The sequence below is a fragment of the Marinovum sp. PR37 genome (genome assembly GCF_028807375.1).
GTDB classification, from domain to species: Bacteria; Pseudomonadota; Alphaproteobacteria; order Rhodobacterales; family Rhodobacteraceae; genus Marinovum; species Marinovum algicola.
Genome location: NZ_JARAML010000022.1, coordinates 1 through 22,909 on the forward strand (window position 1 = coordinate 1; position 22,909 = coordinate 22,909).

A 22,909-nucleotide genomic window follows, 5' to 3' on the forward strand; every position below is an offset into this window, starting at 1 on the left:
GCCCGACCCCGCCGTCAAGTGGATCATCGATAAAGACGGGTGACCGCGCCGGCATTCAACCGGACATCTGCGCCTCGGCAATCGGTTTCAGCGCCGCGTAGAGCACGCTGTGGATCGGGGTCGGCACGCCGTGACTTGCGCCGGCCCGCACCAGATCGCCGCTCAGATACTCATGTTCCAGCGGCTTGCCATTGCGCAGATCGTCGAGCATCGAGGCATGCATGTGATCGGGCAGCCCCTCGAGGAAGCCCCAGACCGTCTCGGCCGTGTCCGCCGGCATGTCGGGGCGCACCGCGCGGGCCACGGCGACCGCCTCTTCGACAGCGGCGCGAAACAGCGCCCGGCTCTCGGCGGTGGCACGCAGCGGCCCCATGTCGAGCCCGGTCAGCGTGGTCATCGAGGCCATGGTGCTCTGGCCGCAGAACTTGGTCCAGAGATCGATCAGGATGTTTTCGTGCAGCACCGGGGTGGTTCCGGCCTCGGTCAGCGCCTCGGCCAGCATTTCGCAGCGCGGGCTGATGCCGCCGCCGGCCTCGCCAAAGGTCAGCATGTCGAACGGCGCGGTATGGGCGATGACCCCGGGCTTGGCAATATGGCCGGGAATGCGGGCGACGCCGGGGATGACGTGTTGCGCGCCGATCGCGGCTGCCAGACGTTCCCAGGCGGTGATACCGTTCTGGCAGGTCACGACGGCGGTTTCCGGCGTCAGCATCGGGCGGATCGCCTCGGCCGCCGGTTCGACGTCGATGTTCTTGACCATGAACAGCACCGTATCGACCGGCCCGACCTCGGCCGGATCGCCGCTGGCGCCGATCCCGGGCAGATGCGCGTCGCCCTTGGGGCTACGGATGGTCAGACCGTTGCGGCGCAGCGCGTCGAGATGCGCGCCCCGTGCGATCAATGTCACCTCATGGCCGGCCTGCGCCAGCCGTCCGCCGAAATAGCCCCCCAGCGCGCCTGCGCCCATCACCGCGATCTTCAATGCCTGATCCTCCGTATCTTGCGGGAAGCATAACAGCAGATGGCGGAAAACCGAGCGGAAACAGGCCGGCGCAGGCTGTGCCGGAGGGCGGGTGATGGTTCTGGAGAAGTGGTGGGCGACCTTGGAATCGAACCAAGCGTGCGTCTCCGCGAGGGAACCGCAGGTGGCCGCTGCCACATGCCAGGGAACGCGGGATCGATCCGGGGGATCGATCGGTATCCATCCGCGCAGGCTGTGCCGAAGGGCGGGTCATGTTTCTGGAGAAGTGGTGGGCGACCTTGGAATCGAACCAAGCGTGCGTCTCCGCGAGGGAGTTACAGTCCCCTGCCACACCTTGCGGCCTGTCGCCCACTGTGTGGGGCTGATTAATGATGGGGCCGGGGGAGGTCAAGCCGGAAATCCGGGAAAATTTGCCGGTCCGCATCTTTTCTTGCGGGGGGCAATTGCGCCCGGTAAGGGGCGGCGGGTTGCGCCATGGGGCGCGGGCGGCCATTGTCGCCAGAGGCGAAGGGGATTGCGATGAAAAAGCCCAAGTGGGTTGTCGAAAAGGAACAGGCCAAACGGGCGGCGGCGGCTGAAACCGTCTGGCTCTTTGGCATCCATGCGGTGCGCGATGCGCTGGAAAATCCGGCCCGCGAGAAGCTGCGGCTGATCGTGACGCGCAATGCCGCGGCCAAGCTGGACGCGGCCATCGCCGCCAGCGGCCTGACCCCGGAAGAGGCCGATCCGCGCAAGTTCCCGGCCCCGATCGATCCGCAATCGGTGCACCAGGGCGCGGCGCTCGAGGTCAAGCCACTGGCCTGGGGCTCGCTCGAGGATGTGGCGCTGGCCGACGGGCCGGGGGCGCAGCGGCTCTTGCTGCTCGACCGGGTGACCGATCCGCACAACGTGGGCGCCATCCTGCGCTCGGCCGAGGTGTTTGGCGCCCGCGCGGTGATCGCCCCGCGCCACCACAGTGCGCCCGAGACCGGTGCGCTGGCCAAGACCGCCAGCGGCGCGCTGGAGCGGCAGCCCTATCTCAGGGTGCGCAACCTCGCCGATACGATCCTCGCATTGCAGGAGATGGGCTATATCGTCCTCGGACTGGCCGGCGAGGCCGAGCAGACCATCGAACAGGCGCTCGAGGGCCGCGCCGACCGGCCGGTGGCGCTGGTGCTGGGCGCCGAGGGGCCGGGGCTGCGTGAACGCACGCGCGAGACCTGCGACGCGCTAGTCCGGATCGATTTCGCCGGCGCCTTCGGTTCGCTCAATGTCTCCAATGCTGCCGCCGTGGCGCTTTATGCCAGCCTGAGCCGCGGCTGAAGGCTTTCAATTCGCGGTGCCGTGCTTAGGTTGGAGGGCACACATCACGGAGGATGCGATGCCGCAGGGCACAAAGATCGCCACATGTTGTTATTGCGGCACCCGCGCCGCGCTGATCCTGACCGGCAAGACGCGGCACGAGCTGAGCTGTCAGGGCTGCGGCGCGCCGCTGCATGACCTCAAGATGATGCCCGGCCCCCGCGCCGAAGTGCCCAGACAGGCGAAAGTCTCCAGGACGCCGAAGGCCGGCAAACGCAAGTCCGCGACGCCCAATCCGCTCTGGGAGATGAAGCGCGACGACAGCTACAAGCGCAAGAAGAAGAAAAAGAAACGCGGCGTAAGCTGGTTTCTGGAAGAGGCCTTCGACGTGATCGAGGATATTTTCGACTGACCGGGAGGACAACATGGGGAAAGCCAGGACTTACGACGGTAAGGACATCGCCATCTCTTTCGACATGTCGCGCTGCATCCACGCGCGCAATTGCTATCTCAAGCTGCCGCAGGTCTTCGACCCGCCGCGCCGGCCCTGGGTCGACCCCGATGCCGCCCCGGCCGAGGACATCGCGGCGATGATCCGCACCTGTCCCTCCGGCGCCTTGACCTATGCCCGCCGCGATGGCGGCCGCGACGAGACGCCGCCGGCGATCAATCGCGTCGCTGTCTGGGAAAACGGGCCGCTGGCTCTGGCCGGAGATTTGCAGATGGGCGAGGACCGGATGCAGCGCGCCACGCTCTGCCGCTGCGGGCTCTCCGCGACCAAGCCGTTCTGCGATCACAGCCACGTCAAGGGCGGGTTCCAGGCCACGGGCGAGCCGGCGGAGGCCGAAGGCGAGGCGCAGGCGCCCGGGCCGCTGAAGATCACCTGCCGCGAGAACGGGCCGCTGGTGCTGGTCGGCCCGGCCGAGGTGACCACCGGCACCGGCCGGCGGGTGAAACAGGCGGGCCGGCTCTTTCTCTGCCGCTGCGGCCAGTCCGGCAACAAGCCTTTCTGTGACGGAAGTCACAAGGAGGCCGGCTTTACCGCGGATCCGGTCTGACGCGATGGGACGGCGGCGGGATGGTCTTTCCAATTCGCGCGGCCTCCTTTATCCCGAGCGGCAGAATTCAGGAGGCGTGCCATGGAATATGTGACCCCGGGGCCGGTCGAAGAGAACTGGAGCGAGGCGATCTCTCCGGTCGAGGAGATCATCAACGAGGCCCGCAACGGCCGGATGTTCATCCTTGTCGATCACGAAGACCGCGAGAACGAGGGCGATCTGGTGATCCCCGCGCAGATGGCGACGCCGGATGCGATCAATTTCATGGCCACCAATGGCCGCGGGCTGATCTGCCTGACCCTGCCGGGCGAGCGGGTCGATGCGCTGGGCCTGCCGCCGATGGTGACCAACAATTCCTCGCGCACCGAGACGCCCTTTACGGTGTCGATCGAGGCGCGCGAAGGCGTCAGCACCGGGATTTCGGCGCATGACCGGGCGCTCACGGTGGCGGTGGCCATCGATGGCAGCTCGACCGCCTCGGATATCTCGTCGCCGGGCCATGTCTTTCCGTTGCGCGCGCGTGATGGCGGCGTGCTGGTGCGGGCCGGCCATACCGAGGCCTCGGTCGATGTCAGCCGGCTGGCCGGTCTCAACCCCTCGGCAGTGATCTGCGAGATCATGAACGAGGACGGCACCATGGCGCGGCTGCCGGAACTTGTGTCCTTTGCCCAGAAACACGGGCTGAAGATCGGCACAATTTCCGATCTGATCGCCTATCGGCGGCGGCATGACAATCTGGTCAAGGAAACCGCGACACAGGAAGTGGTCTCGGCCTTCGGCGGCGACTGGGTGCTGCGGGTCTTTACCGACGTCACCGAAGGTGTCGAGCATGTGGTGCTGACCAAGGGCGACGTGACCTCGCCCGAGCCGGTGCTGGTGCGGACCCATGCGCTTTCGGCCTTGCAGGACGTGCTGGGGATCGGCAATTCCGGCGAGCTGCGCAAGGCGATGGAGATCATCGCGCGCGAGGGCAGGGGCGTTGTCTGCCTGTTCCGCAATCCGCAGGCGCGGGTCATTCGCGAAGAGGCCGAGGAGGGGCCCAAGACAGTGCGCGAGATCGGTCTGGGCAGCCAGATCCTCTCGACCATGGGTCTGTCGAAGCTGATCCTGCTGAGCGACCACGAGGCGACGCGTTATGTCGGCCTCGACGCCTATGGGCTTGAAATCGTGGGCACCCGCCCGATCACGGAGTAACAAGAGATGGCCGAAGCCGAGACCCACTACATCCTGCCGCGCGCCGAATTCGACAAGCCGGTGAAGATCCTCATTGTGGTGGCGCCCTATTACAAGGCCATCGCCGACAATCTGGTGGCCGGCGCCAAGGCCGAGATCGAAGCCTCGGGCGGCACCTGGGAGCTGATCGAGGTGCCCGGCGCGCTCGAGGTGCCCTCGGCGATCGGCATCGCCGAGCGGATGAGTAACTTCGACGGCTATGTGGCGCTGGGCTGCGTGATCCGCGGCGAGACCACTCATTATGAAACGGTGTGCAACGACAGCTCGCGCGGGATCACCCTGCTGGGGCTTCAGGGGCTTTGCATCGGCAATGCCATCCTCACGGTGGAAAACATGACCCAGGCCGAGGTTCGGGCCGATCCGGACCGCGGCAACAAAGGCGGCGGGGCGGCTGCGGCGGCCTTGCATCTGGTGGCACTCAGCCGTAAATGGGGCGCTTCGCGTGACGGTGTGGGATTCCGCCCGGCGCGAGACGAATACCAGATAGCCGCCGACATGAAGAGCACCCCGACCGCATGAGTGACGAGACCGAAGCCTCCGCCCCCAAGGCGCTGTCAGGCAATCAGAAGCGCAAGATGAAATCCGCCGCCCGGCTTTATGCCGTGCAGGCGCTGTTTCAGATGGAGGCGCGTGGCCAATCCGTGCCTTCGGTGACGCATGAGTTTGTCGAACACCGCTTTGGCGCGGTCTACGAGGGCGACGAGATGGTCGAGGGCGATGTCGGCCTGTTCGGCCAGCTGGTGGCGGAGGCGGTCAACCATCAGGCCAGGATCGACCAGATGACCGACCGGGCGCTGGTGGCGAAATGGCCGATTGCGCGAATCGACCCGGTGCTGCGGGCGTTGTTCCGCGCCGCCGGCGCCGAGCTTGTCGAGGGCGAGGCGCCGCCGCGGGTGGTGATCAAGGAGTTCGTCGACGTGTCCGGCGCCTTCTTTCCCGAGGGCCGCGAACCGCAGTTCGTCAACGCGGTGCTCGATCACATGGCGCGCGAGGCCCGCCCCGAGGCATTCTGAGCGAAAAAACGCCGGATGACGTGATGTCGCAGCGGCTTTTCATATCGCTTTGGCGTGATATCCTGTATGCTGTACGGCAAGCGCCACATTCCTTGGGGCGCCGGGAGAGGGGATTTCGATGCGAGAGCCGCAATTGCCGAAACTTGTCCGTCAGTATTTCAAGCACGTCTTGATCGGGTTCCTGGCCTCGGCGGTCTTCGTGGTCATGCTGCTGGGTTTCAACATCGCCAATCTCGCGCATCTGGTCGCCACGTCGCCTCTGGGTATCCTTGCCGTGTTCCTGCTCTGGGTGGTTAACGGCATCGTTTTCGCCGGGGTGCAATTCGGCATTTCGACAATGGGCGATGACGATGACGACACCCCCGGCGGGGGCCTGCGCGCGCCGGTACGCGAATATGCCCCGGTGCGGGTGCCGGTCGCGAAGCCGCGCCGCAGGATCTGACGTCGGGGCCGCGTGGTGCCCGGCTTTTCGTGAAGGTGCGCAGGCGTTGCGCGCCTTTTTTCATGCCATGACGTTTTTGCCGTGATTGTTTTCGTGCCGTGACGGCAGGGAAGCCGCCAGGGGCGGCGATCTGGTGGAAAACGGCGGGCCCGCAAACGCGACCGTGGGGTTATCTCATTCCCGAGGACCTGTATATACAGGTGGGCGCCAGGTAACCAGGCCAGGACCAGGACAGAGCCAGCTCCCTCGGAATTGCTTAAGGCCACCGGAATGCAACCGTACACGAGAAGGGCAGCACCCGCCTTCACGCCAGATAGGGGCTCCGTGGCGCGGCGGCAAGGGGGGCGGGAAAGAAATCCCGGCCCGGCTGCGGCGAACGGGCGGAGGCGCGGCCCCTGCCGCCTGTGGCGACATCTCCGAGGGGGCTTGAAAACAGAAGAAGATCAGGCGCTGTCCTAGCCGTCGGAGGCGCTGCGGAACTTGTAGCGGTCAAGCTCCTCGGGCAGGAGCAGGTAGATTTCATCCGGCGGCGTGGCCAGCGCATGGCGCATCACCAGCGGGTCGATGCCCATCTCTGCCAGATAGCCCATGACCTCGCCCTGACCGCGCTGGATGTCTTCCACCGCGACAAAGGCGGGCAGCAGGGAGCTTTCGCCGAAGTAGTGCTGATGGACCCCGACCGAGGCCGTGGCGTCGATCACGCGGCTGCTGCCGCCGGCCAACAGATAGGGGCAGGCAGAGTAACAGAATTCGCCTGCCAGCATCTGCGTCTCGATCCCCCTGGCGCGCAGGTGGCGGCCGAGAGTCAGCGCCTCGGCCACGGCGCCGCCGGGGGATTGCAGAATCAGCCGCTCCGGCGCCGGCTCGGCGCTCTCGAGCTGGTCGATGATGCGGCTTGCGTCGCCCTCGGCAATGGTGCCTTCGAGCCGCCAGGTGCCGCCTTCGGCGGGGGTGAGAACAAGGCGGTCCGGAAGGGTGCCGGGATCCCGCAGGGGCTGTGTCGCCGGGCGGTCGCGGCCCGGATCGAAGACCCGGCGCTGGTCGCCCGGTCGCACCGGTTCGGACAGCCGCGGCGTGTCGGTCCAGAGTTTCGGCAGCCGCAGCCCGCCGCGCTGCACATCGCCCACCACCAGCAGCACGCCGATGCCGACCTGAAACACCAGCACGCCGGTGAGGATGCGGGCAATGGCGCTGCCGGCGCTCATGTGGATTTGCCGGTCAGCGGGTGGACCTTGCCGCCGTCCTTGCCGGTCTCGGGCTGGGGCTCGCTGTCGGCTGCGGGGGGCTCTGCCGGGGTCTCGGGCACTTGGCGCATGGCGGTTTCGACATCGCGCAGGGCGGCCAGGGCGGCGCGCAGCTCGGCCAGGGTCATCGTGTCCTCGACCCCGGCACCGTCGCGGCCGGCGCGAATCGCCGCCTGGGTGATGGCGAGGATGAAGACCAGCACCGCCGGCAGCAGGTCGATGGCAATCGCCCCCGCCTAGGAGGGCACGAAATTGCCGGCATAGAGGATCACCGCGTCGGCCGAGGAGATCGGCGCATAAGAGACCTCGGGCGGCGGCGCGAGGGTGCGGACATCGCGGGCGGCGTTTTCCAGTGTGGCGGCGCGGCGGACCAGCACGTCGAGCACCGAGGTGATGGTGGCGGCCTGATCGCCGCGGTTCTGCTCGGTGGCGCCATCCAGCTCGGGCAGCACGACAGAGGCCGCGAGATCCTGCGCCGCGCGTTCCACCAGCGGTGCCACCGAGAGCTGGCGCAGCTGGGTGATCAGCCCTTGCAGTTCGACCGCCAGTTCGGAGAATTCCACCGACCGGGGTTCGACCGCGCCCGGCTCGACCGTCAGGGCGCGCATCCGGCTGAGCAGGGCGTTGCCCTGGGTGAAGGCGGTCTCGACCCGCGGGGTCTGGGCGGCGATCTGCGCCTCGAGCGCGGCCAGCTCTTCGGATTTCTGCCGCAGCACGCGGAACACCGCCCCGCGCCCCGCCAGCCCCGAGAGATTGCCGGTCGCCTCCTGTTCCGAGAGATCCTCGAAGCCCTGGCGCACCCGGGAGACATCGCGCTCCAGCGCCTGGCCGGTGAGCGCCACCTCATGCGCCCGTTCGAGCGAAGTCTGATAGCGTTGCACGGTTTCGGCCAGGTGCTGTTCGACGGCCGCAGAGCCGGCCAGCGCGGCGGCATTGAGCCAGGATGACATGGCGACGATGGCCAGCGAGCCCAACCCCATGGCGGCCAGCAGGCCGACGCGGGCCTGGGCGGTGCGCACCGCAGGAAACAGCCGCATCATGTAGGACCAGAAGACAAAGATGCCGACCGAGACCGCGACCGAATAGGCAATGGCGGCAAAGACCGACATGGCGCCGTTCTCATCCAGCAGCGAGGAGACCCCGAGATAGGTGTAGATCCCCGAGGCCACCGCCAGCACGCCGAGCGCGGTGCCGGAAAAGGTGTCGAGCCAGCCGAGATGGCCCTGCAATTCGCGCGCATGGCGCACGCCGCGCGCCTGCGCTTCGGTCAATTCGGTCTCTTTGGCCATTCTGTCCTCGACGGTTGCAGGATTGAAAATATGAGGGCCGGTGGATTTGGCAACGGCGGGGCGGCAGGGGATTGTCAACGTTCGCCTTATGTTCCAGTATTTACCGCATGAGCACCGCGTCCAGACCCGACCCGACCGCCGATCTTGCCACAGATCTCATGCCCGGCCAGCTTCTGGCGCGCGGGGTATGCCGGCACATGGCGAGCCTGGGGTTTGTCACCGTCGAGGAACTGGTGGTGACCCGGGGCTTGCGGGTCGACGTGATGGCGCTTGGGCCCAAGGGCGCGCTCTGGGTGATCGAATGCAAATCCTCGCGCAGCGATTTCATCACCGATCGCAAGTGGCAGGGATATCTGGAATGGTGCGACCGATATTTCTGGGCGGTGGACGCGGCCTTTCCAACCGATCTTCTGCCCGAGGGCACCGGGCTTATCATGGCCGATGCCTATGATGCCGAGGTGCTGCGCATGGGCGAAGAGAGCAGGCTTGCGCCGGCGCGGCGCAAGAAGATGATCCAGTGTTTTGCCACCCATGCCGCCCGCCGGCTTCAGGCGTTGCGCGATCCCGGTGCGCGGATCGAGATGTGAGGGTGGGCCTCAGCGGCGCTTGCCGGCCTTTTCGGCGGCGGCGGCCGCGGCGGTCAGCTCTTCGGCGATCTCGCGTGCCTCGTCGGGGTCGAAATCCATCGGAATCTCGATACCATCGGCGCTCACGAAGAGGCGCACCATGCCGGCGTCGGTTGGGCCGATCTGAAGATTGGCCTCGATGTCACGTTCGGAATTGATACCCATGATAGCCTCCTTCTGGCCGCCTCTGACAAGGCCGGATCGGGCTACAGGAGGCGGGGCGGAAAGGCAAGAGATGCAACAGGAGGTGACATTGCGCGCGCTGCGGCAGGGCGATGTGGACTGGCTGACCCGGGCGCATGGCCGGCTTTATGCCCGCGACGAGGGATTCGACGCCAGTTTCGAGACATTGGTGGGCCAGGTGCTGGCGGATTTCCTGCGCGACATGGAGCCGGCCTGCGAAGCCGGCTTCGTGGCCCAACGGGGCGGGGCGCGGCTGGGCAGCATCCTCTGCGCCCGCGAGGATGCCACGACCGCGCGGCTGCGGCTGTTCCTGCTGCTGCCCGAGGCGCGGGGGCGGGGCCTGGGCCGCTGGATGTTAGGGCGCTGCATGGGGTTCGCGCGAGAGGCGGGATACAGCCGCATGGTGCTGGCCACCCATCGCAGCCATGCCGCGGCCTGCGCGCTTTATGCCAGCACCGGCTGGCGCCTGCTGGACAGCCGGCCGGTCACCAGCTTTGGCGTCGAGCTGGAAGAGATGCGCTGGGAGGTGGATTTGTGAGCTGTTTCGGCAGATTTTTCGCCGCAAACGGCTTGCAATCGACGCGCGTCAGAGCTATTCCGCCTGCCAGTGCCGCCTTAGCTCAGTAGGTTAGAGCGCTTGATTGTGGATCAAGAGGTCGCCCGTTCGAACCGGGCAGGCGGTACCATTTCCAACCTGACAAATGTTACGACGCCCCGCATGGCGCAGGTGTCCAACTCCGCCGCTGGCGTCGGGTTGGCGGAGCGGCGAGGCGCGAAAAGAGAGCAAATTTTTGCCGCCTTAACCAATTATTAAGGGTGATTAATCAACTTAAAAGCGATTTCGGGTCCAAGGCATTCTGGAGAGATCGCGATGACGTTGCGCCGGTCGGCAGTGACCATGGCCATTCCGGTGGCCTTTCTGGGGGCGATGGGCCTCTGGACCGGGCCGGCGGCGCATTGGCTGGCGCAGGGGCCGATTCAGCAGGGCCATGCCGAGGTCTCCTGTCAGGGTTGTCACACGCCCAGCCCCGGCACGACGCGGCAGCAGGTGCAGGCCCGTTTCGCCTTTGCCATCGGGCGGCGCGACAGCGATGTCGATTTCGGCAATGGCCCGGTGACCAGCGATCACTGTCTGGCCTGCCACGCGCGGCCGAACGAGCGACATCCGATCTATCGTTTCCGCGAGCCGCGGTTTGAACCGGCGTTGCGCGCGGTCCGCGCCGACAGCTGCCTTGGCTGCCATTCCGAGCATGACGCGGCGCGGGTGTCTGCCACGCCCGATATTTGCAGCGCCTGTCATGGCGATCTGACGCTGGCCCGGGATCCGGTGAACATCCCGCATGACCGGCTGATCGCGGAGGAGAAATGGGAAAGCTGCCTGGGCTGTCACGATTTCCACGGCAACCATGTCTTCGAGCCGCCGACCCGTGTGCAGGCGATGATCCCCGGCGCCGCCATCCGCGCCTATTTTCATCAGGGCGCGGGGCCCTACGGCACCTTCAAACATTTCGAGGCAAAGCCGGAATGAGTTTCAGGATCATCGTCGCATTTGGCTGTTTCACCTGTCTGGCGATCTATCTGGTAGTCACCGCGCCGCCGCCGCTGCCGCTCGAGGCCAGCCGCGCCGGGGCCGGGCGCAGCCTGCCGGTGGCGCGGATGTTCGACGCGGTAAATGCGATCAACGATGCGGCGCGGGCGACCTATACGGCGCGGATCGTCGGCCCCGGCGGCAAGGCGGGGCTGAAATTCGGCGAGGACTGGGCCGAGCCGGGGGTCGACAAGGGGCCGTTGCCGGCGCTGTTCCTGCGGCTGACGGCGGCGCGGATCGAGGCCAGGCCGCCGCGCCTGGGGCTCTATCTCGGCTCGGATGCGCCGATCAACGCTTCGAATCTGTTTGCCGGGCCGCAGGCGACGGCCTTTGCCCGGGTCCGCGCCACCAAGGCGCCGGTGTTTTCCACTTCGGAGCGCGGCGATCAGGTGGCGATGTACCCCGATTTCGCCAGCGCCGCGCCATGTGTGAGCTGCCACAACGACCATCCCGACAGCCCGCGCAAGGATTGGCAGCTCGACGCGGTGATGGGGGCCACGACCTGGACCTATCCCGAGGCCGCGTTGAATGCCGACAGCGCGCTCGAGGTGACCGAAGCCTTTTACCGTGCGGTCGAAGAGGCCTATCAGCGCTATCTCGACAAGGCGGCGGGTTTCGCCGTTCCGGTGACGATCGGCGCGGCCTGGCCCGAGGCGGGCGCGCCGGTGCTGCCCGACAGCGCGACCTTCATGGCCGAGGTCCGGGCCCGGGCGGGCGGGGCGGTGATGCGCGCGCTGATCCTGAGCGGCGGCGAGGGCGGGGCATGACCGAGGTTCTGTTGCGCATCCGGCGGCGGCCCTACGTGATGCTCGGGTTGCTGGCGCTCGCCTTTGCCGTCGCGGCGCTGACCGCCGGCACGGCCTTTCGGCCCTGGCCCCTGGGCGGAACGCTGACCTGGCAGGTGGTGACCGGCACGCTGCTGCTGACCGGCATGGGCTATCAATGGATGCTGCTGCGCGCCCGCACCGGCGGCACCGCGGCCGATGTCCGGCGCCATTATGCCGCGCATCGCTGGGTCGGGGTCGGGCTGGTGCTTGTCTTTGCGTTGCATGCGGTGCGCTTCGGCCATGCCTGGACTTCGGCGCTGGCGCTGTGCTTTGTCGCCATCGCCGCCACCGGCCTGCTGAACCGCGAGGTCATTCCCTATCGCAGCCGCTGGCTCTACCGGGCCTGGCTCTGGATGCACATCGCCCTGTCCTCGGCGCTGATTCCGCTGGTCGCGCTGCACATCTGGGTGGCGCTCACCTATCAGTGAGCTCCACCTCCTGGGTCATCCGCCCGGTGACCCGATCAAAGATCAGGATGCGGTTGTCGCCGGTCACCACCGCCACCCAGCCGGTGCCGAAGGTCACCGCCTGGGCCTCCACCCCGGCGGGCAGGCTGAGATCTTCGGGCAGCTGCGGCCCGGGATCGCGGAAGCGGATGACAATCAGCGCGATGATCAGTATGACCCCTGCGATCATCACGCCCGTGAGCACGGTCACCAGCAGGCGCAGAAAGCGCAGGTTGGCCGGTTCGGGCAGCTCCGCCTGCGTTTCAGAAGGGTCATCCATGCCGGAACTCCGTTTCACCATCGGCGCCAATCCGCCCGGACGTCTTGATAAGGCCTTGGCCCGCGATGTGCCAGAGGTGGCGGCCCTGTCGCGCACCCGGCTGGCGCGTCTTCTGGAAAGCGGGGCGGTGCGGCTGGATGGCGCGGTCGAGGTCAATCCCAAGGCCAGGGTCGCCGAGGGCGCCGAAGTGGCGATCACGCTGGAAGAGGCGGAAGAGAGCCATATCCTGCCCGAGGACATTCCGCTTGACGTGCTTTACGAGGACGATCACCTGATCGTCGTCAACAAACCGGTGGGCATGGTGGTGCATCCGGCGCCGGGCACGCCCTCGGGCACGCTGGTCAATGCGCTGCTGCATCATTGCGGCGACACGCTCTCGGGCGTGGGCGGCATGAAGCGGCCGGGGATCGTGCACCGGATCGACAAGGACACCTCGGGCGTGCTGGTGGTGGCCAAGGATGACGCCGCCCACCATGGGCTGGCGGCGCAATTCGAGAAACACACCGCCGAACGCGCCTACAAGGCGGTGGTTTTCGGCGTGCCGGATGCGGCCGATCCGCGACTCAGGGGGCTGCGCGGCATCAGCTTCGAACCCGGCAACGTGCTGAAGGTGACCACGCAACTGGCCCGCCATCGCACCGACCGTCAGAAACAGGCGGTCTGTTTCGAAGGCGGCCGGCATGCGGTGACACGGGCGCGGGTGGTCGAGCGCTTTGGCGCGCCGGCGGCGGTGGCGCTGCTCGAATGCCGGCTGGAAACCGGCCGGACCCATCAGATTCGCGTGCATATGGCCCATGCCGGACATGGGCTGATCGGCGATGCCACCTATGGCGGCAAGCGCAAGATCGCCAAGGGCGCGCTTGCCGAGGCCGGGCAGGGGGCGGTGCAGGGCTTTCCCCGTCAGGCGCTCCATGCCGAGACGCTGGGATTTGTCCATCCGGTCACCGAAGAGCGTCTGAGCTTCACCGCCGCGCTGCCGGAAGACATGGAATTGCTGCTTGCCGCGTTGCGCGGCTGAAACATTTCCAATGCGATGATGCACGAAGGCCCCGGTCCGATCCGCAGGGTCTGTGCATTTGTGCACATGGACACCAATTATTCACGGTCTTATGACAGGTTTTGTCGTGAAGTGCACATGGCTGTGATCCGGCCACATGGGGCTTCCAATCTGAACGGATCGGTACAATTATCGTAATCAAGGTGGATATGTGCTCTTGAAAGGCCCGATTTCCACACCATATGGAATGTTAAAGCCCTAAACATTGGAGGGACCAACATGGCTAACTACGCAAATCTCCCGGCGCCGACGCCCGAAGGCGGCCTGTCGCGCTATTTGCAGGAAATCCGCAAGTTCCCCCTGCTTGAGCCGGAAGAGGAATACATGCTGGCCAAGCGCTGGGTCGAGGAGCAGGACACCGAGGCGGCGCACAAGATGGTCACCTCGCACCTGCGTCTGGCAGCCAAGATCGCCATGGGCTATCGCGGCTACGGTCTGCCCCAGGCCGAGGTCATCTCGGAGGCCAATGTCGGTCTGATGCAGGCGGTCAAGCGCTTCGACCCGGAAAAGGGCTTTCGTCTGGCCACCTATGCCATGTGGTGGATCCGGGCCGCGATTCAGGAATATATCCTGCGGTCCTGGAGCCTGGTGAAACTGGGCACCACCTCGGCACAGAAGAAGCTCTTCTTCAACCTGCGCAAGGCCAAGGCCAAGATCGGCGCGCTGGAAGACGGCGACATGCACCCCGACAACGTGGCGCAGATCGCCACCGATCTGGGCGTGACCGAACAGGAGGTCATCAGCATGAACCGGCGCCTGTCCGGCGGCGATGCCTCGCTCAATGCCACCGTCGGCTCCGAAGGCGAAGGCACCATGCAATGGCAGGACTGGCTCGAGGATGAAGACGCCGACCAGGCCGCCGATTACGAGGAACGCGACGAGCTGGAAGCGCGCCGCGCGATGCTGGCCGAGGCGATGGATGTGCTCAACGACCGCGAAAAGGACATCCTGACGCAACGCCGGCTGTCGGATCAGACGGTGACGCTCGAGGATCTGTCCGGCCAATATGACGTCAGCCGCGAACGGATCCGCCAGATCGAGGTGCGGGCGTTCGAAAAGCTGCAAAAGCGGATGAAGGAACTGGCCAAGAAACAGGGCATGGCCGCAATGGCCTGAGCGTTTCCAGAGAGGCCCGAGGGTTTCTTAACGAGTGCGGCGGCCCGGGGGTGACCCCGGGCCGTTTTTTGTCGCCTGCGGGCCGAGCAGGCGCCGGGATCATTGCCAGAGCTGCGTCTGCCAGGTCATCTGCGGGATCTCTGCCACCACTTCGAAGGTGTAATCGGTGGTGAAGGCCCGGCCGTGACGGTCGGTGGCGGTGACGGTCATCACATGCACGCCGTCCGACAGGTCCGAGGGCAGATCGGCACGCCACAGGTGCAGGCTGTTGTCGGTCAGAAGCCAACGCGGAAAGGGGCCGGCGACACCGGACATGCGGTTGCCCTGGAACATGGCATAGCCGGCGGTGTCGTCGCCGCCGCGGTCCGACCGGATGGCCAGGCTGCCCTGGGTCGCCTGTTTCAGGATCGCCGCCGGGTCGGCATAGTCGAGCCCGCGGTACTTGGCCTCGCCCTCGCCGGGCTGGGTGCGCGTGGCCACCATCGGCGTGCCGCCATCGATCGACACGGTGACCTCGGTCGATTTGCCGCCGTTCCAGACATTCACCGCGACCCAGCTGTCACCTTCCAGATCGGCGCGGGTCAGCATAAAGGGATCGGCCAGATCGTTGCGCGTCACCGGCGGCAGCACCTTGGAGGGCGTGCCGTAGAGCTCGGCATAGGTGATCAGCGCATCGGCCCATTTGCGGAACCGGGGCGTATTGAACGCGGCGTGGAACTGGCTGTCCTCGGTGGTATGGAAGGTCAGATAGGTATCGACAAAGGTTGCGCCGTCGAAATCCAGCCGGAAATAGCCCCGTGGGCTGCCCAGACGCTGGGTGGCATGTGGCACGCCCTCGGCGTTCAGGTCGCCGGCCCACCAAGAGCCCGACAGCCCGCCGATCACCAGTTGATGAAAGGGCGAGGTCGCCAGACCGGTGGCCGCTTCCCAACCTTCAAAGCCTTCGCCCGGTTCGATGTTTTCGGTGGTGTGGGTGTGGCCCGCCATGGTCAGCACCTTGCGCCCGTCGAGCAGCGCGGCCAGCTCGGCGAGGTTGTCGGTCTGGTGCTTGGCGGCGGTGTTGTCGGTGAAGGTCTGGAACGGGATATGCGCCGTCATCACGATCAGCCTGTCCTCGGGCACCTGCGGCAGCAGGTTGCCCAGCCATTCCATCTGCCGCTCGGAGATCACGCCGTTGTAGGTATGGCTCTTGTCGGTCGAGCAGAAGGGGTGCGGATCGACGCCGTTGCAGGGATAGCGCACATTGTCGAGGCCGATGAAGAGCACGTCGCCGAACTCGGCCGCCCAGTATTCCGGGCCCCATTCGCGGCGGAAGGTGTCAAAGCTGTGGGCATCGGTCTCGGCGTCGAAATCGACGTCATGATTGCCGCCCACCCAATATTGCGGCGTCTGGCCGACGGCGATGATGCGCTTGAAACGCGGATAGAGCGACAGGTCGTCGCCCATCACGTCACCGGCAAATATCAGGCATTCGGTCGAGGACAGATCGGCGGTGGCCAGCAGCTTGCCGGCGGTTTCGCGGACGTAAGAGACCTCCTGGTTGGTATAGGGCTGGGCGTCGCCGAAGGCGAGGCAGCTGAAGCGGTCGCCGGCCGCATCCTCGATCATGGGAAAGTTGATCGCGGCGGGCAGGGGGCCGGTCGGGGCGATGCCGCCAAAGCGCAGCTCGGGCGAGCCGGCCTGTTTGTGCACATAGGCGAACTGCGGGATCATCTGTTGATCGACCGGGTTGGCATAGCCGGCGGGTTTGATCACGCTCAGGTTCATGTCGTCATAGGCCGGCAGCGCGTAGGTGCCATCGGCCCCGGTTGCCACGACTTCGCGGCCATTGGTCACCAGCGCGCCTCCGATCCCGGTTTCGCCGGCGTCGAGGCGGCTGTTGCGGTTGGCATCGACAAAGACGGTGCCGCGCGCCATGCCGGCGCTGTCGCCGGCAACGGTTTCGACGGTGCCAATGTAGCTCGCGTCCTTGGCTGCGGCGGGCAGGGCGGCAAGCCCGGCCAGGGCCGCCAGTGAGAGAGAGGAAAGTCGCATGTGGGATGTCCCTTTTGTAAAAGCGCCGAGGCCCAATCTCGCCGCGCTTCGCAAAGGGGATTTTGCGGCGCTGTGAAACTTGCGTGACGCCTCTGTGACAGCGCCGGGCCGGGCGCTTCCGGGTTGCAGCCGCGCCGCAGGTGGCTAGGGTTCGGCGCAAGCATTTCAGGGAGACGAGATCATGGCAGACCACATTCGTTGGGGCATTCTGGGCGCGGCGAAATTTGCCCGGCAACATATGGCTCCGGCCATTCAATCCGCGCGGCGCGGCCGTCTGGCGGCGCTGGCCACCTCGAGCGCGGACAAGGCCCGGCCGTTCCAGGAGCTGACGCCCGGGATCGAGGTGTTCGGGGATTATGACGAGATGCTGGCCAGTGATGCGGTGGACGCGGTCTATATCCCGCTGCCCAATCACCTGCACGTGGAGTGGGCGGAAAAGGCGCTGCGCGCCGGCAAACACGTGCTGGTGGAAAAGCCGCTCGCGATGAAGGCCGGCGCTTTCGACAGCGTGATCGCGCTGCGCGACGAGACCGGGCTTCTGGCGGCCGAGGCCTATATGGTGGTGCACCACCCGCGCTGGCAGAAGGTGCGCGAGCTGGTGCAGGCCGGCGAGATCGGCGAGCTGGTGCTCTGGGACACGGTGTTTTCCTACGACAACCGTGCCGACACCGGCAACATCCGCAACCGTGCCGACACCGGCGGCGGCGCGATCCCCGACATCGGCGTCTATACCTACGGCACCGCGCGTTTCGTGACCGGCGAAGAGCCCGAGGAGATCCTGTCGACCGAGATGCGCTGGGAAGAGGGGGTCGACGTCTGGAGCCATGTGACGGCGCGCTTTCCGTCCTTCCACTTTTCGGGGATCAATTCGATGCGCATGGCGCCTCGTCAGTATGTGGCGATCCAGGGCGACAAGGGCGTCATCACCGTCAAGGCGCCGTTCAACGCCGGGGTCTTCGACCAGGCCGAACTGACGCTGGAGCGGGCCGGGATGGAGGCGGTGACCTGGCGCTGGCCGGGGGTCAACCACTATGTCTGCCAGGTCGAGAACTTCAACGCCAGCGTGCTGGATGGGGCCGAATATCCCTGCCCGCTGGAATTCTCGCGCGGGACGCAGGCAATGATCGATGCGGTGTTTGAGAAAGCCAGAGCCTGACCGGCCGTCGGGTGCGCCTTTACGGCGCACCTTGGTTCCTGCGGATGTATCTGGCGGAAGGTGCGCCGTGAAGGCGCACCCTACGGGGGGTCACACCGCGCGGATTTGGGTTGCCGCCGGCGGTGTATCGCTGTTGGCATCGATGAATTCGAGCACTAGCGGACGGATGTTGTTGCGCCAGGACTTGCCGGCAAAGATGCCGTAGTGGCCGGCGCCCGGCTCGAGGTGGCTGGCCTTCTTGTTGTCGGGCAGCCCGGTGCAGAGATCGAGCGCGGCGATACATTGGCCCGGTGCCGAAATGTCATCCTTGTCGCCTTCGACGGTTTTCACCGCCACGGTGGTGATCTTGCCGATATCCACCGGTTTGCCGGCGACGGTGAAGGCGTTCTTGGCAATCTCGCTGTTCTTGAAGATCCGCTCGACGGTCGAGAGATAGAATTCCGCCGGCATGTCCATCACCGCGAGATATTCATCATAAAAGCGGTTGTGCGCATCGTGGTCCGAGGCCTCGCCCCGGGCGACACGGCCGATCTGATCGACGAAAGCCTTGGAGTGGCGATCGGCGTTCATCGAGATGAAGGAGGTCAGTTGCAGCAGCCCCGGATAGACCTTGCGGCCGACGCCGGTGTATTTGAAGCCGACCTGCTGGATCATAGATTGCTCGAGCTGGCCCATGGTCACCCGATGGCCGAAATCGGTCACGTCGGTAGGGGTGGCGTCGGGGTCGATCGGGCCGCCGATCAGGGTCAGCGAACGGGGCTGGGCCTCGGGGTCCTCTTCCGCCAGATAGGCGGTGGCGGCCAGCGTCAGCGGCGCCGGCTGGCAGACCGCGATGACGTGGGTATCTGGGCCAAGATGCCGCATGAAATCCACGAGGTAGAGGGTGTAGTCCTCGACATCGAACTTGCCTTCTGACACCGGAATATCACGTGCATTGTGCCAATCGGTGACATAGACTTCACAGTCAGGGAGCAAGGACCGAACTGTCGAGCGAAGGAGCGTGGCATAGTGTCCGGACATAGGTGCAACCAGCAAAACCTTGCGTGGTGCGGGCGTGCGGCCTGCAATCTCGAAGTGAATCAGGTCGCCGAACGGCCGGCTGATTTCGGTGCGGATATTGACCAGGTGATCGCGCCCGTCTTCGCAGGTGATCGAATGGATGCCCCAGTCGGGCTTGACGGCCATGCGTTCGAAAGCCCGCTCGGTCACCGACCCCCACGCCGCGAGCCAGGTCATCGCCGGATTGGGCCACATGGCAAAGGCGGGATAAGAGGCCATCGCCTCGGCCGTCGCGCCGAGCCACTGGTTCGTGTTCCGAAGGGTTTCCATCATATCGTAGGTGACCATGTAACGCATTTGCGTGGGCTCCGGAGCTATGGGGCACTGGCACGCCCCGTTGTTTTTGTCGCTTTGCCCCCTCCAACAAAGCAATCTAATGCTGCGCCTGCAAGATTAAAGAGGAATCGTTGAGATGACAATCGAAGACGCTAAACAGAGTAATAATATTGCTCATCTAGACGAGAATATTGCCAAAATTGACGAGTTGACGCAGCGTCTGACCAAGGCCTTGACGCTACGCAAACCGCCGAATCCGCAAATTGCTGCGCCCGAGTCCGAGCTTTTTGCACGTGCAGCGACGGCCTATTGGCAGGAATGGATGCAGAACCCGGCCAAGATCCTCGAGCATCAGGTGGACTATTGGGGCAAGTCGCTGAAGCATATCGTCGAGGCGCAGCAGCTTCTGGCCCAGGGCAAGCTGGCCGCGCCGGAAGACAACACGCCGGACGACAAGCGGTTTTCCAATCCGGTCTGGAAATCCAACCCCTATTTCAACTTCATCAAGCAGCAATACATGATCAATTCCGACGCCATCAAACAGGCGGTCGAGGACATTGAGGACATCGACGAGAAGGAAAAGAAGCGGCTGCGCTACTTTTCGCAGCAGATCGTCGACATGATGGCGCCGACGAATTTCTTTGCCACCAATCCCGACGCGCTGATGAAGGCGATCGAGACCGAGGGCGATTCCGTGGTCAAGGGGCTTGAGAACCTTGTCGCCGATCTCGAGGCCAACGATGGCGAGCTGGTGGTGCGGCTGGCCGATACCGAAGCTTTCGAAGTGGGCGGCAATATCGCCACCACGCCGGGCAAGGTGGTGTTTCGCAACGACATGATGGAGCTGATCCAGTACAGCCCCAGCACCGACAAGGTGCATGAAATCCCGATCGTGCTGTTTCCGCCCTGGATCAACAAGTTCTACATCCTCGATCTCAAGGACAAGAATAGCTTTATCAAATGGGTGGTCGACCAAGGCTATACGCTGTTCGTGGTCAGCTGGGTCAATCCCGATCCGACCTATGCCGACAGGGGCATGGAGGATTATGTCGAGCATGGCTATCTGGCCGCCATCGAAGAAGCCAAGAAGCTCTGCAAGGTCAAGCAGGTCAATGCGATCGGCTATTGCATCGCCGGCACCACGCTCAACCTCGTGCTGGCGCTGCTCAAGAAGCGTGGCGACAAGTCGGTCAAATCCGCCACCTTCTTTACCACGCTGACCGATTTTTCGGATCAGGGTGAATTCACGCCGTTCCTTCAGGATGATTTCGTCGACGGGATCGAGGCCGAGGTCGCGCAGCACGGCATCCTGCGCAGCTTCATCATGGGGCGGACCATGTCCTTCCTGCGGTCGAACGACCTGATCTATCAGCCGGCAATCCGCAGCTACATGATGGGCGATACGCCCCCGGCCTTCGATCTGCTGTACTGGAACGGCGATGGCTCGGGCCTGCCCGGCAAGATGGTGATGCAGTACCTGCGCGGCCTGTGCCAGCGCAACGAGATGATCGAAGGCACCTTCGAGCTTCTGGGCGAGAGCCTGTCGATCAAGGATGTCACCGTGCCGATCTGTGCCGTCGCCACCGAGACCGATCACATCGCGCCCTGGAAGGATTGTTATCGCGGGTTCCTGCAAACCGGCAGCCGGTCGCGCAGCTTCATCGTCGGCCAGTCGGGCCATATCGCCGGGATCGTCAATCCGCCGACCAAAAAGAAGTATGGCCATTACGTCAACGACGATCTGCCCGATACCGCGGAGGAGTGGATGGAAGGCGCCGAGTTCCACGAGGGCTCCTGGTGGCCGCGCTGGGAGGCCTGGCTCAAGCCGCGTGCAGGCAAGATGATCGATGCACGCGACGCGGGTGATTCTGAGCACCCGCCGCTTGGCGATGCCCCGGGTGACTACGTTCGGGTCAAGGCAAGCATCTGAATTTACGTAGGGAAAACCTTTTTCTGCACCGCAGCAAAAAGTGGTTGAAATGCTGCGGTGCAGCGGCTATATTCTTTGCAGACGCAGAGACGGGGTGGGCCCGCTCCGCGCAGAAACAAAGGATTTAGATTATGGCTGCTGCAAAAGCACAAGACGTCACCGCGCTGCTGAAAGACATGATGGGCGCGTTCCCGGTTGACACTTCGGCTCTGGAAGATGCCTTCAAGACCCAAGCGACCCTGAACGAGAAACTCTCGGGCGTTGCTCTGGAAGCTGCCGAGAAGTCGACCGAGATCTCCTCGAAATGGACCAAAGACACCCTGGCCAAACTGGCCGAGCTGTCGAAAGCCAAATCCGAGCCCGCCGACTATGCCAAGGCGATGACCGATTTCGCTTCGGCTCAAGCTGAAGTTGCCGCCGAAAACGTGGCCGCTTTCGCTGAAATCGCCAAGAAAGTTCAGATGGAAACCGTCGAACTGATGATGGCGGCCGGCAAGGAATTCTCGGAAGAAGCTTCGGCTGCCGTGAAAAAAGCCACTTCGGATGCGACCGCTGCCACCAAGAAAGCGACCGCAACCGCCAAGTAAGCTGATCATCTGATCAGGATGTAGTCCGCGCTGTCTCCTCCCCCCTGATGCGCGACGACATCACGGAAAGACGGGTCCCTCGGGGCCCGTCTTTTCTTTTGCGCCCGCCGCTCTTGCCAGATCGCCCGGCATTGCGCACCATCACCCGGATCGCAGCGGGGAAGGGCGCATCATGATCGGCAAGATTGCATCGAGACGCGGGGCGTTGGTCCTTGGCCTGGCCGCGACGGGCGCCATGGCCCAGGAGACAGAGGCCGAATTCCAGCCGTTCACCTTTGCCGGTACCGTGGTGGCCCGTGAGATCACCGGGCTGTCTTATGAAACCGGCGGCTGCATCGTCTCCGTCTCGGACAGCGCCCGCCGCACCGGCGCGGCCGAAAGCGGGCAATTGCTGGTCGAGCTTGACGCGCAGGACGCCGAACTGGCGCTCGAGACCGCCAAGGCAAGGGTTGCCGATCTCGAGGCGGCGGTGGCTGAGAAACAGCTCGCCATCGACGCCGCCGAGGCCAATGTCGACCGCCGGGCGCAGGAACTGGCCTTTGTCGGCAAGGAATTTGCCCGCAACGAACAGATGTTCCGCCGCGGCTTGATCAACGAAAGCACCATGGAAGGTGTCGAAAGCCGGATGATGAACGCCGATTTCGCCGCCGATCAGGCCAAGGAGACCCTGGCCAGCGCAATCTCCGCCAAGAAACGCGCCGAGATCGCGCTCGACATCGGCCAGCTCGACCTGCAATCGCAGCAGGTGGCCCATGCGGCGCTTCAGCTGCGCGCGCCTTATGCCGGTGTTCTGCTGGGCTTTGCGCCCAATGTCGGCGATTGCGTCAGCGCCGGCGCCTCGGCCGCGCAGATCTATGCGCCCGAGAAGAAATCGGTCGAGGTTTTCGTGCGCGTCGATCAGCTTGTGGCACAGCAATCCTCGGGCGTGACCATTGGCGCGCCGGTCCGGATCGCGCGGATCAACGGCCAGGCCTGTGGCGGCAGCTTCACCTGGATCGGCACCGAGGCCGACCTCGAACATCAATACGTCAAATCCTCGATCGAGGTCGACGAAGACTGCGCCGCCGCGCTCTATCTGAACGAGGCGGTCGAGGTCGAAACCCTGCCGGATCCCGCGTGATGCTGCGCAGCATCATGTTTTTCGCGCCTGCGGCGTGACAACGCTTTTCTTTTTGCAAACGCTGGCCTAGGCTTTTTTGCAA

24 protein-coding genes, 2 tRNA genes and 1 pseudogene are annotated in these 22,909 nt (G+C 64.9%); 19 read left to right on the top strand and 8 right to left on the bottom strand.

The genetic code is table 11. The features are described 5' to 3' along the window. Positions 1-55: 55 nt before the first annotated feature. Together PVW49_RS16845 and PVW49_RS16850 are read right to left on the bottom strand one after the other, a co-directional pair. Positions 56-982 (bottom strand): 2-dehydropantoate 2-reductase, encoded by a 927-nt coding sequence (locus PVW49_RS16845; protein WP_274591103.1) that lies wholly within the window; start codon positions 980-982, stop codon positions 56-58. A 266-nt stretch (positions 983-1,248) separates the two neighbouring features. After that, positions 1,249-1,332, bottom strand: a tRNA-Tyr gene (locus PVW49_RS16850). 169 nt (positions 1,333-1,501) lie between these two features. Between PVW49_RS16850 and rlmB the strand changes: the two genes are divergently transcribed. The 7 genes from rlmB (at position 1,502) to PVW49_RS16885 (ending at position 6,009) form a co-directional block, all read left to right on the top strand. Continuing rightward, complete coding sequence (gene rlmB, locus PVW49_RS16855; protein WP_274563515.1) at positions 1,502-2,284, top strand: 23S rRNA (guanosine(2251)-2'-O)-methyltransferase RlmB; 783 nt, start codon at positions 1,502-1,504, stop codon at positions 2,282-2,284. Between the two features lie 58 nt (positions 2,285-2,342). Then, positions 2,343-2,675 carry a hypothetical protein gene (locus PVW49_RS16860; protein WP_274591104.1) on the top strand — a complete coding sequence of 111 codons (333 nt, stop codon included), beginning with the start codon at positions 2,343-2,345 and terminating at the stop codon, positions 2,673-2,675. Between the two features lie 13 nt (positions 2,676-2,688). Beyond that, the gene (locus PVW49_RS16865) at positions 2,689-3,321 is read left to right on the top strand and encodes a CDGSH iron-sulfur domain-containing protein (protein WP_274591105.1); all 633 of its coding nucleotides are present in this window, start codon (positions 2,689-2,691) and stop codon (positions 3,319-3,321) included. An 81-nt stretch (positions 3,322-3,402) separates the two neighbouring features. Beyond that, positions 3,403-4,515, top strand: a complete 1,113-nt coding sequence (gene ribB / locus PVW49_RS16870) for a 3,4-dihydroxy-2-butanone-4-phosphate synthase (protein WP_048532196.1) — start codon at positions 3,403-3,405, stop codon at positions 4,513-4,515. 6 nt (positions 4,516-4,521) lie between these two features. Beyond that, positions 4,522-5,073, top strand: coding sequence for a 6,7-dimethyl-8-ribityllumazine synthase (locus tag PVW49_RS16875; RefSeq protein WP_048532195.1), 552 nt, complete (start codon positions 4,522-4,524; stop codon positions 5,071-5,073). Continuing rightward, entirely contained in the window at positions 5,070-5,567 is a 498-nt protein-coding gene (nusB, locus tag PVW49_RS16880; protein WP_274591106.1) for a transcription antitermination factor NusB, read from the top strand. The genes PVW49_RS16875 and nusB overlap by 4 nt, the downstream gene beginning before the upstream one ends. Positions 5,568-5,685: 118 nt before the next feature. Further along, the gene (locus PVW49_RS16885; protein WP_338020393.1) at positions 5,686-6,009 is read left to right on the top strand and encodes a hypothetical protein; all 324 of its coding nucleotides are present in this window, start codon (positions 5,686-5,688) and stop codon (positions 6,007-6,009) included. Positions 6,010-6,464: 455 nt separating this feature from the next. Here the strand turns inward: PVW49_RS16885 and PVW49_RS16890 are convergent, their stop codons facing one another. Both PVW49_RS16890 and PVW49_RS16895 read right to left on the bottom strand, forming a co-directional pair. Then, on the bottom strand, positions 6,465-7,214 hold the full coding sequence (locus PVW49_RS16890) for a hypothetical protein (RefSeq protein WP_074838620.1): 750 nt from the start codon (positions 7,212-7,214) through the stop codon (positions 6,465-6,467). Further along, positions 7,211-8,542 (bottom strand): annotated as a pseudogene (locus PVW49_RS16895) (hypothetical protein). The gene PVW49_RS16890 and the pseudogene PVW49_RS16895 overlap by 4 nt, the downstream one beginning before the upstream one ends. A 107-nt stretch (positions 8,543-8,649) precedes the next feature. Between PVW49_RS16895 and PVW49_RS16900 the strand changes: the two are divergent. Beyond that, positions 8,650-9,129 carry an MmcB family DNA repair protein gene (locus PVW49_RS16900; RefSeq protein ID WP_048532191.1) on the top strand — a complete coding sequence of 160 codons (480 nt, stop codon included), beginning with the start codon at positions 8,650-8,652 and terminating at the stop codon, positions 9,127-9,129. 9 nt (positions 9,130-9,138) lie between these two features. On the opposite strand, the gene PVW49_RS16905 is transcribed toward PVW49_RS16900, so the two are convergent. Further along, the gene (locus tag PVW49_RS16905) at positions 9,139-9,333 is read right to left on the bottom strand and encodes a DUF6324 family protein (RefSeq protein WP_074838615.1); all 195 of its coding nucleotides are present in this window, start codon (positions 9,331-9,333) and stop codon (positions 9,139-9,141) included. Between the two features lie 70 nt (positions 9,334-9,403). On the opposite strand from PVW49_RS16905, the gene PVW49_RS16910 reads away from it, so the two are divergent. The 5 genes from PVW49_RS16910 to PVW49_RS16930 all read left to right on the top strand — a co-directional run bounded on the left by PVW49_RS16910 (position 9,404) and on the right by PVW49_RS16930 (position 12,194). Beyond that, positions 9,404-9,889 carry a GNAT family N-acetyltransferase gene (locus PVW49_RS16910; protein WP_074838613.1) on the top strand — a complete coding sequence of 162 codons (486 nt, stop codon included), beginning with the start codon at positions 9,404-9,406 and terminating at the stop codon, positions 9,887-9,889. Positions 9,890-9,960: 71 nt separating this feature from the next. Then, positions 9,961-10,037: transfer RNA gene (locus PVW49_RS16915), tRNA-His, on the top strand. A 185-nt stretch (positions 10,038-10,222) separates the two neighbouring features. Then, entirely contained in the window at positions 10,223-10,879 is a 657-nt protein-coding gene (locus tag PVW49_RS16920) for a cytochrome c3 family protein (RefSeq protein WP_074838610.1), read from the top strand. Continuing rightward, entirely contained in the window at positions 10,876-11,706 is an 831-nt protein-coding gene (locus PVW49_RS16925; RefSeq protein WP_274565278.1) for a hypothetical protein, read from the top strand. Before PVW49_RS16920 ends, PVW49_RS16925 begins: the two co-directional genes overlap by 4 nt. Beyond that, positions 11,703-12,194, top strand: coding sequence for a hypothetical protein (locus tag PVW49_RS16930; RefSeq protein ID WP_048532186.1), 492 nt, complete (start codon positions 11,703-11,705; stop codon positions 12,192-12,194). The genes PVW49_RS16925 and PVW49_RS16930 overlap by 4 nt, the downstream gene beginning before the upstream one ends. On the opposite strand, the gene PVW49_RS16935 is transcribed toward PVW49_RS16930, so the two are convergent. Beyond that, positions 12,181-12,492 (bottom strand): DUF6476 family protein, encoded by a 312-nt coding sequence (locus PVW49_RS16935; protein ID WP_274565276.1) that lies wholly within the window; start codon positions 12,490-12,492, stop codon positions 12,181-12,183. The two genes, PVW49_RS16930 and PVW49_RS16935, sit on opposite strands and share 14 nt — an antisense overlap. On the opposite strand from PVW49_RS16935, the gene PVW49_RS16940 reads away from it, so the two are divergent. Both PVW49_RS16940 and rpoH read left to right on the top strand, forming a co-directional pair. Beyond that, positions 12,491-13,510, top strand: a complete 1,020-nt coding sequence (locus tag PVW49_RS16940) for an RluA family pseudouridine synthase (RefSeq protein WP_274565275.1) — start codon at positions 12,491-12,493, stop codon at positions 13,508-13,510. The two genes, PVW49_RS16935 and PVW49_RS16940, sit on opposite strands and share 2 nt — an antisense overlap. Before the next feature lie 258 nt (positions 13,511-13,768). Next, the gene (gene rpoH, locus PVW49_RS16945; protein ID WP_048532183.1) at positions 13,769-14,665 is read left to right on the top strand and encodes an RNA polymerase sigma factor RpoH; all 897 of its coding nucleotides are present in this window, start codon (positions 13,769-13,771) and stop codon (positions 14,663-14,665) included. Positions 14,666-14,764: 99 nt separating this feature from the next. Here the strand turns inward: rpoH and PVW49_RS16950 are convergent, their stop codons facing one another. Continuing rightward, entirely contained in the window at positions 14,765-16,699 is a 1,935-nt protein-coding gene (locus PVW49_RS16950) for a calcineurin-like phosphoesterase C-terminal domain-containing protein (RefSeq protein WP_274591107.1), read from the bottom strand. Between the two features lie 181 nt (positions 16,700-16,880). Here PVW49_RS16950 and PVW49_RS16955 point away from each other — a divergent pair, with 181 nt between their 5' ends. Further along, positions 16,881-17,855, top strand: a complete 975-nt coding sequence (locus PVW49_RS16955) for a Gfo/Idh/MocA family protein (protein WP_274591108.1) — start codon at positions 16,881-16,883, stop codon at positions 17,853-17,855. Positions 17,856-17,945: 90 nt separating this feature from the next. On the opposite strand, the gene phaZ is transcribed toward PVW49_RS16955, so the two are convergent. After that, positions 17,946-19,211: a polyhydroxyalkanoate depolymerase gene (gene phaZ / locus PVW49_RS16960; RefSeq protein ID WP_048532180.1), complete on the bottom strand. Its 1,266-nt coding sequence runs from the start codon at positions 19,209-19,211 to the stop codon at positions 17,946-17,948. A gap of 115 nt (positions 19,212-19,326) precedes the next feature. On the opposite strand from phaZ, the gene PVW49_RS16965 reads away from it, so the two are divergent. The 3 genes from PVW49_RS16965 (at position 19,327) to PVW49_RS16975 (ending at position 22,827) form a co-directional block, all read left to right on the top strand. Then, positions 19,327-21,120 (top strand): PHA/PHB synthase family protein, encoded by a 1,794-nt coding sequence (locus tag PVW49_RS16965; protein ID WP_274591109.1) that lies wholly within the window; start codon positions 19,327-19,329, stop codon positions 21,118-21,120. 131 nt (positions 21,121-21,251) lie between these two features. Beyond that, positions 21,252-21,707, top strand: a complete 456-nt coding sequence (locus PVW49_RS16970; RefSeq protein WP_048532178.1) for a phasin family protein — start codon at positions 21,252-21,254, stop codon at positions 21,705-21,707. A 172-nt stretch (positions 21,708-21,879) separates the two neighbouring features. Further along, on the top strand, positions 21,880-22,827 hold the full coding sequence (locus PVW49_RS16975) for an HlyD family secretion protein (protein WP_074838587.1): 948 nt from the start codon (positions 21,880-21,882) through the stop codon (positions 22,825-22,827). Positions 22,828-22,909: the final 82 nt, after the last annotated feature.

What these genes read in the sequence shown, in the direction of transcription:
- PVW49_RS16940 (WP_274565275.1), top strand. Translation starts at nt 12,491, where the DNA reads ATGCCGGAACTCCGTTTCACCATCGGCGCCAATCCGCCCGGACGTCTT.
- PVW49_RS16885 (WP_338020393.1), top strand. Translation starts at nt 5,686, where the DNA reads ATGCGAGAGCCGCAATTGCCGAAACTTGTCCGTCAGTATTTCAAGCAC.
- PVW49_RS16890 (WP_074838620.1), bottom strand. Translation starts at nt 7,214, where the DNA reads ATGAGCGCCGGCAGCGCCATTGCCCGCATCCTCACCGGCGTGCTGGTG.
- PVW49_RS16975 (WP_074838587.1), top strand. Translation starts at nt 21,880, where the DNA reads ATGATCGGCAAGATTGCATCGAGACGCGGGGCGTTGGTCCTTGGCCTG.
- PVW49_RS16950 (WP_274591107.1), bottom strand. Translation starts at nt 16,699, where the DNA reads ATGCGACTTTCCTCTCTCTCACTGGCGGCCCTGGCCGGGCTTGCCGCC.
- PVW49_RS16910 (WP_074838613.1), top strand. Translation starts at nt 9,404, where the DNA reads ATGCAACAGGAGGTGACATTGCGCGCGCTGCGGCAGGGCGATGTGGAC.
- PVW49_RS16935 (WP_274565276.1), bottom strand. Translation starts at nt 12,492, where the DNA reads ATGGATGACCCTTCTGAAACGCAGGCGGAGCTGCCCGAACCGGCCAAC.
- rlmB (WP_274563515.1), top strand. Translation starts at nt 1,502, where the DNA reads ATGAAAAAGCCCAAGTGGGTTGTCGAAAAGGAACAGGCCAAACGGGCG.
- PVW49_RS16875 (WP_048532195.1), top strand. Translation starts at nt 4,522, where the DNA reads ATGGCCGAAGCCGAGACCCACTACATCCTGCCGCGCGCCGAATTCGAC.
- PVW49_RS16920 (WP_074838610.1), top strand. Translation starts at nt 10,223, where the DNA reads ATGACGTTGCGCCGGTCGGCAGTGACCATGGCCATTCCGGTGGCCTTT.
- nusB (WP_274591106.1), top strand. Translation starts at nt 5,070, where the DNA reads ATGAGTGACGAGACCGAAGCCTCCGCCCCCAAGGCGCTGTCAGGCAAT.
- PVW49_RS16925 (WP_274565278.1), top strand. Translation starts at nt 10,876, where the DNA reads ATGAGTTTCAGGATCATCGTCGCATTTGGCTGTTTCACCTGTCTGGCG.
- PVW49_RS16860 (WP_274591104.1), top strand. Translation starts at nt 2,343, where the DNA reads ATGCCGCAGGGCACAAAGATCGCCACATGTTGTTATTGCGGCACCCGC.
- PVW49_RS16905 (WP_074838615.1), bottom strand. Translation starts at nt 9,333, where the DNA reads ATGGGTATCAATTCCGAACGTGACATCGAGGCCAATCTTCAGATCGGC.
- PVW49_RS16955 (WP_274591108.1), top strand. Translation starts at nt 16,881, where the DNA reads ATGGCAGACCACATTCGTTGGGGCATTCTGGGCGCGGCGAAATTTGCC.
- rpoH (WP_048532183.1), top strand. Translation starts at nt 13,769, where the DNA reads ATGGCTAACTACGCAAATCTCCCGGCGCCGACGCCCGAAGGCGGCCTG.
- PVW49_RS16970 (WP_048532178.1), top strand. Translation starts at nt 21,252, where the DNA reads ATGGCTGCTGCAAAAGCACAAGACGTCACCGCGCTGCTGAAAGACATG.
- phaZ (WP_048532180.1), bottom strand. Translation starts at nt 19,211, where the DNA reads ATGCGTTACATGGTCACCTACGATATGATGGAAACCCTTCGGAACACG.
- PVW49_RS16930 (WP_048532186.1), top strand. Translation starts at nt 11,703, where the DNA reads ATGACCGAGGTTCTGTTGCGCATCCGGCGGCGGCCCTACGTGATGCTC.
- ribB (WP_048532196.1), top strand. Translation starts at nt 3,403, where the DNA reads ATGGAATATGTGACCCCGGGGCCGGTCGAAGAGAACTGGAGCGAGGCG.
- PVW49_RS16965 (WP_274591109.1), top strand. Translation starts at nt 19,327, where the DNA reads ATGACAATCGAAGACGCTAAACAGAGTAATAATATTGCTCATCTAGAC.
- PVW49_RS16865 (WP_274591105.1), top strand. Translation starts at nt 2,689, where the DNA reads ATGGGGAAAGCCAGGACTTACGACGGTAAGGACATCGCCATCTCTTTC.
- PVW49_RS16900 (WP_048532191.1), top strand. Translation starts at nt 8,650, where the DNA reads ATGAGCACCGCGTCCAGACCCGACCCGACCGCCGATCTTGCCACAGAT.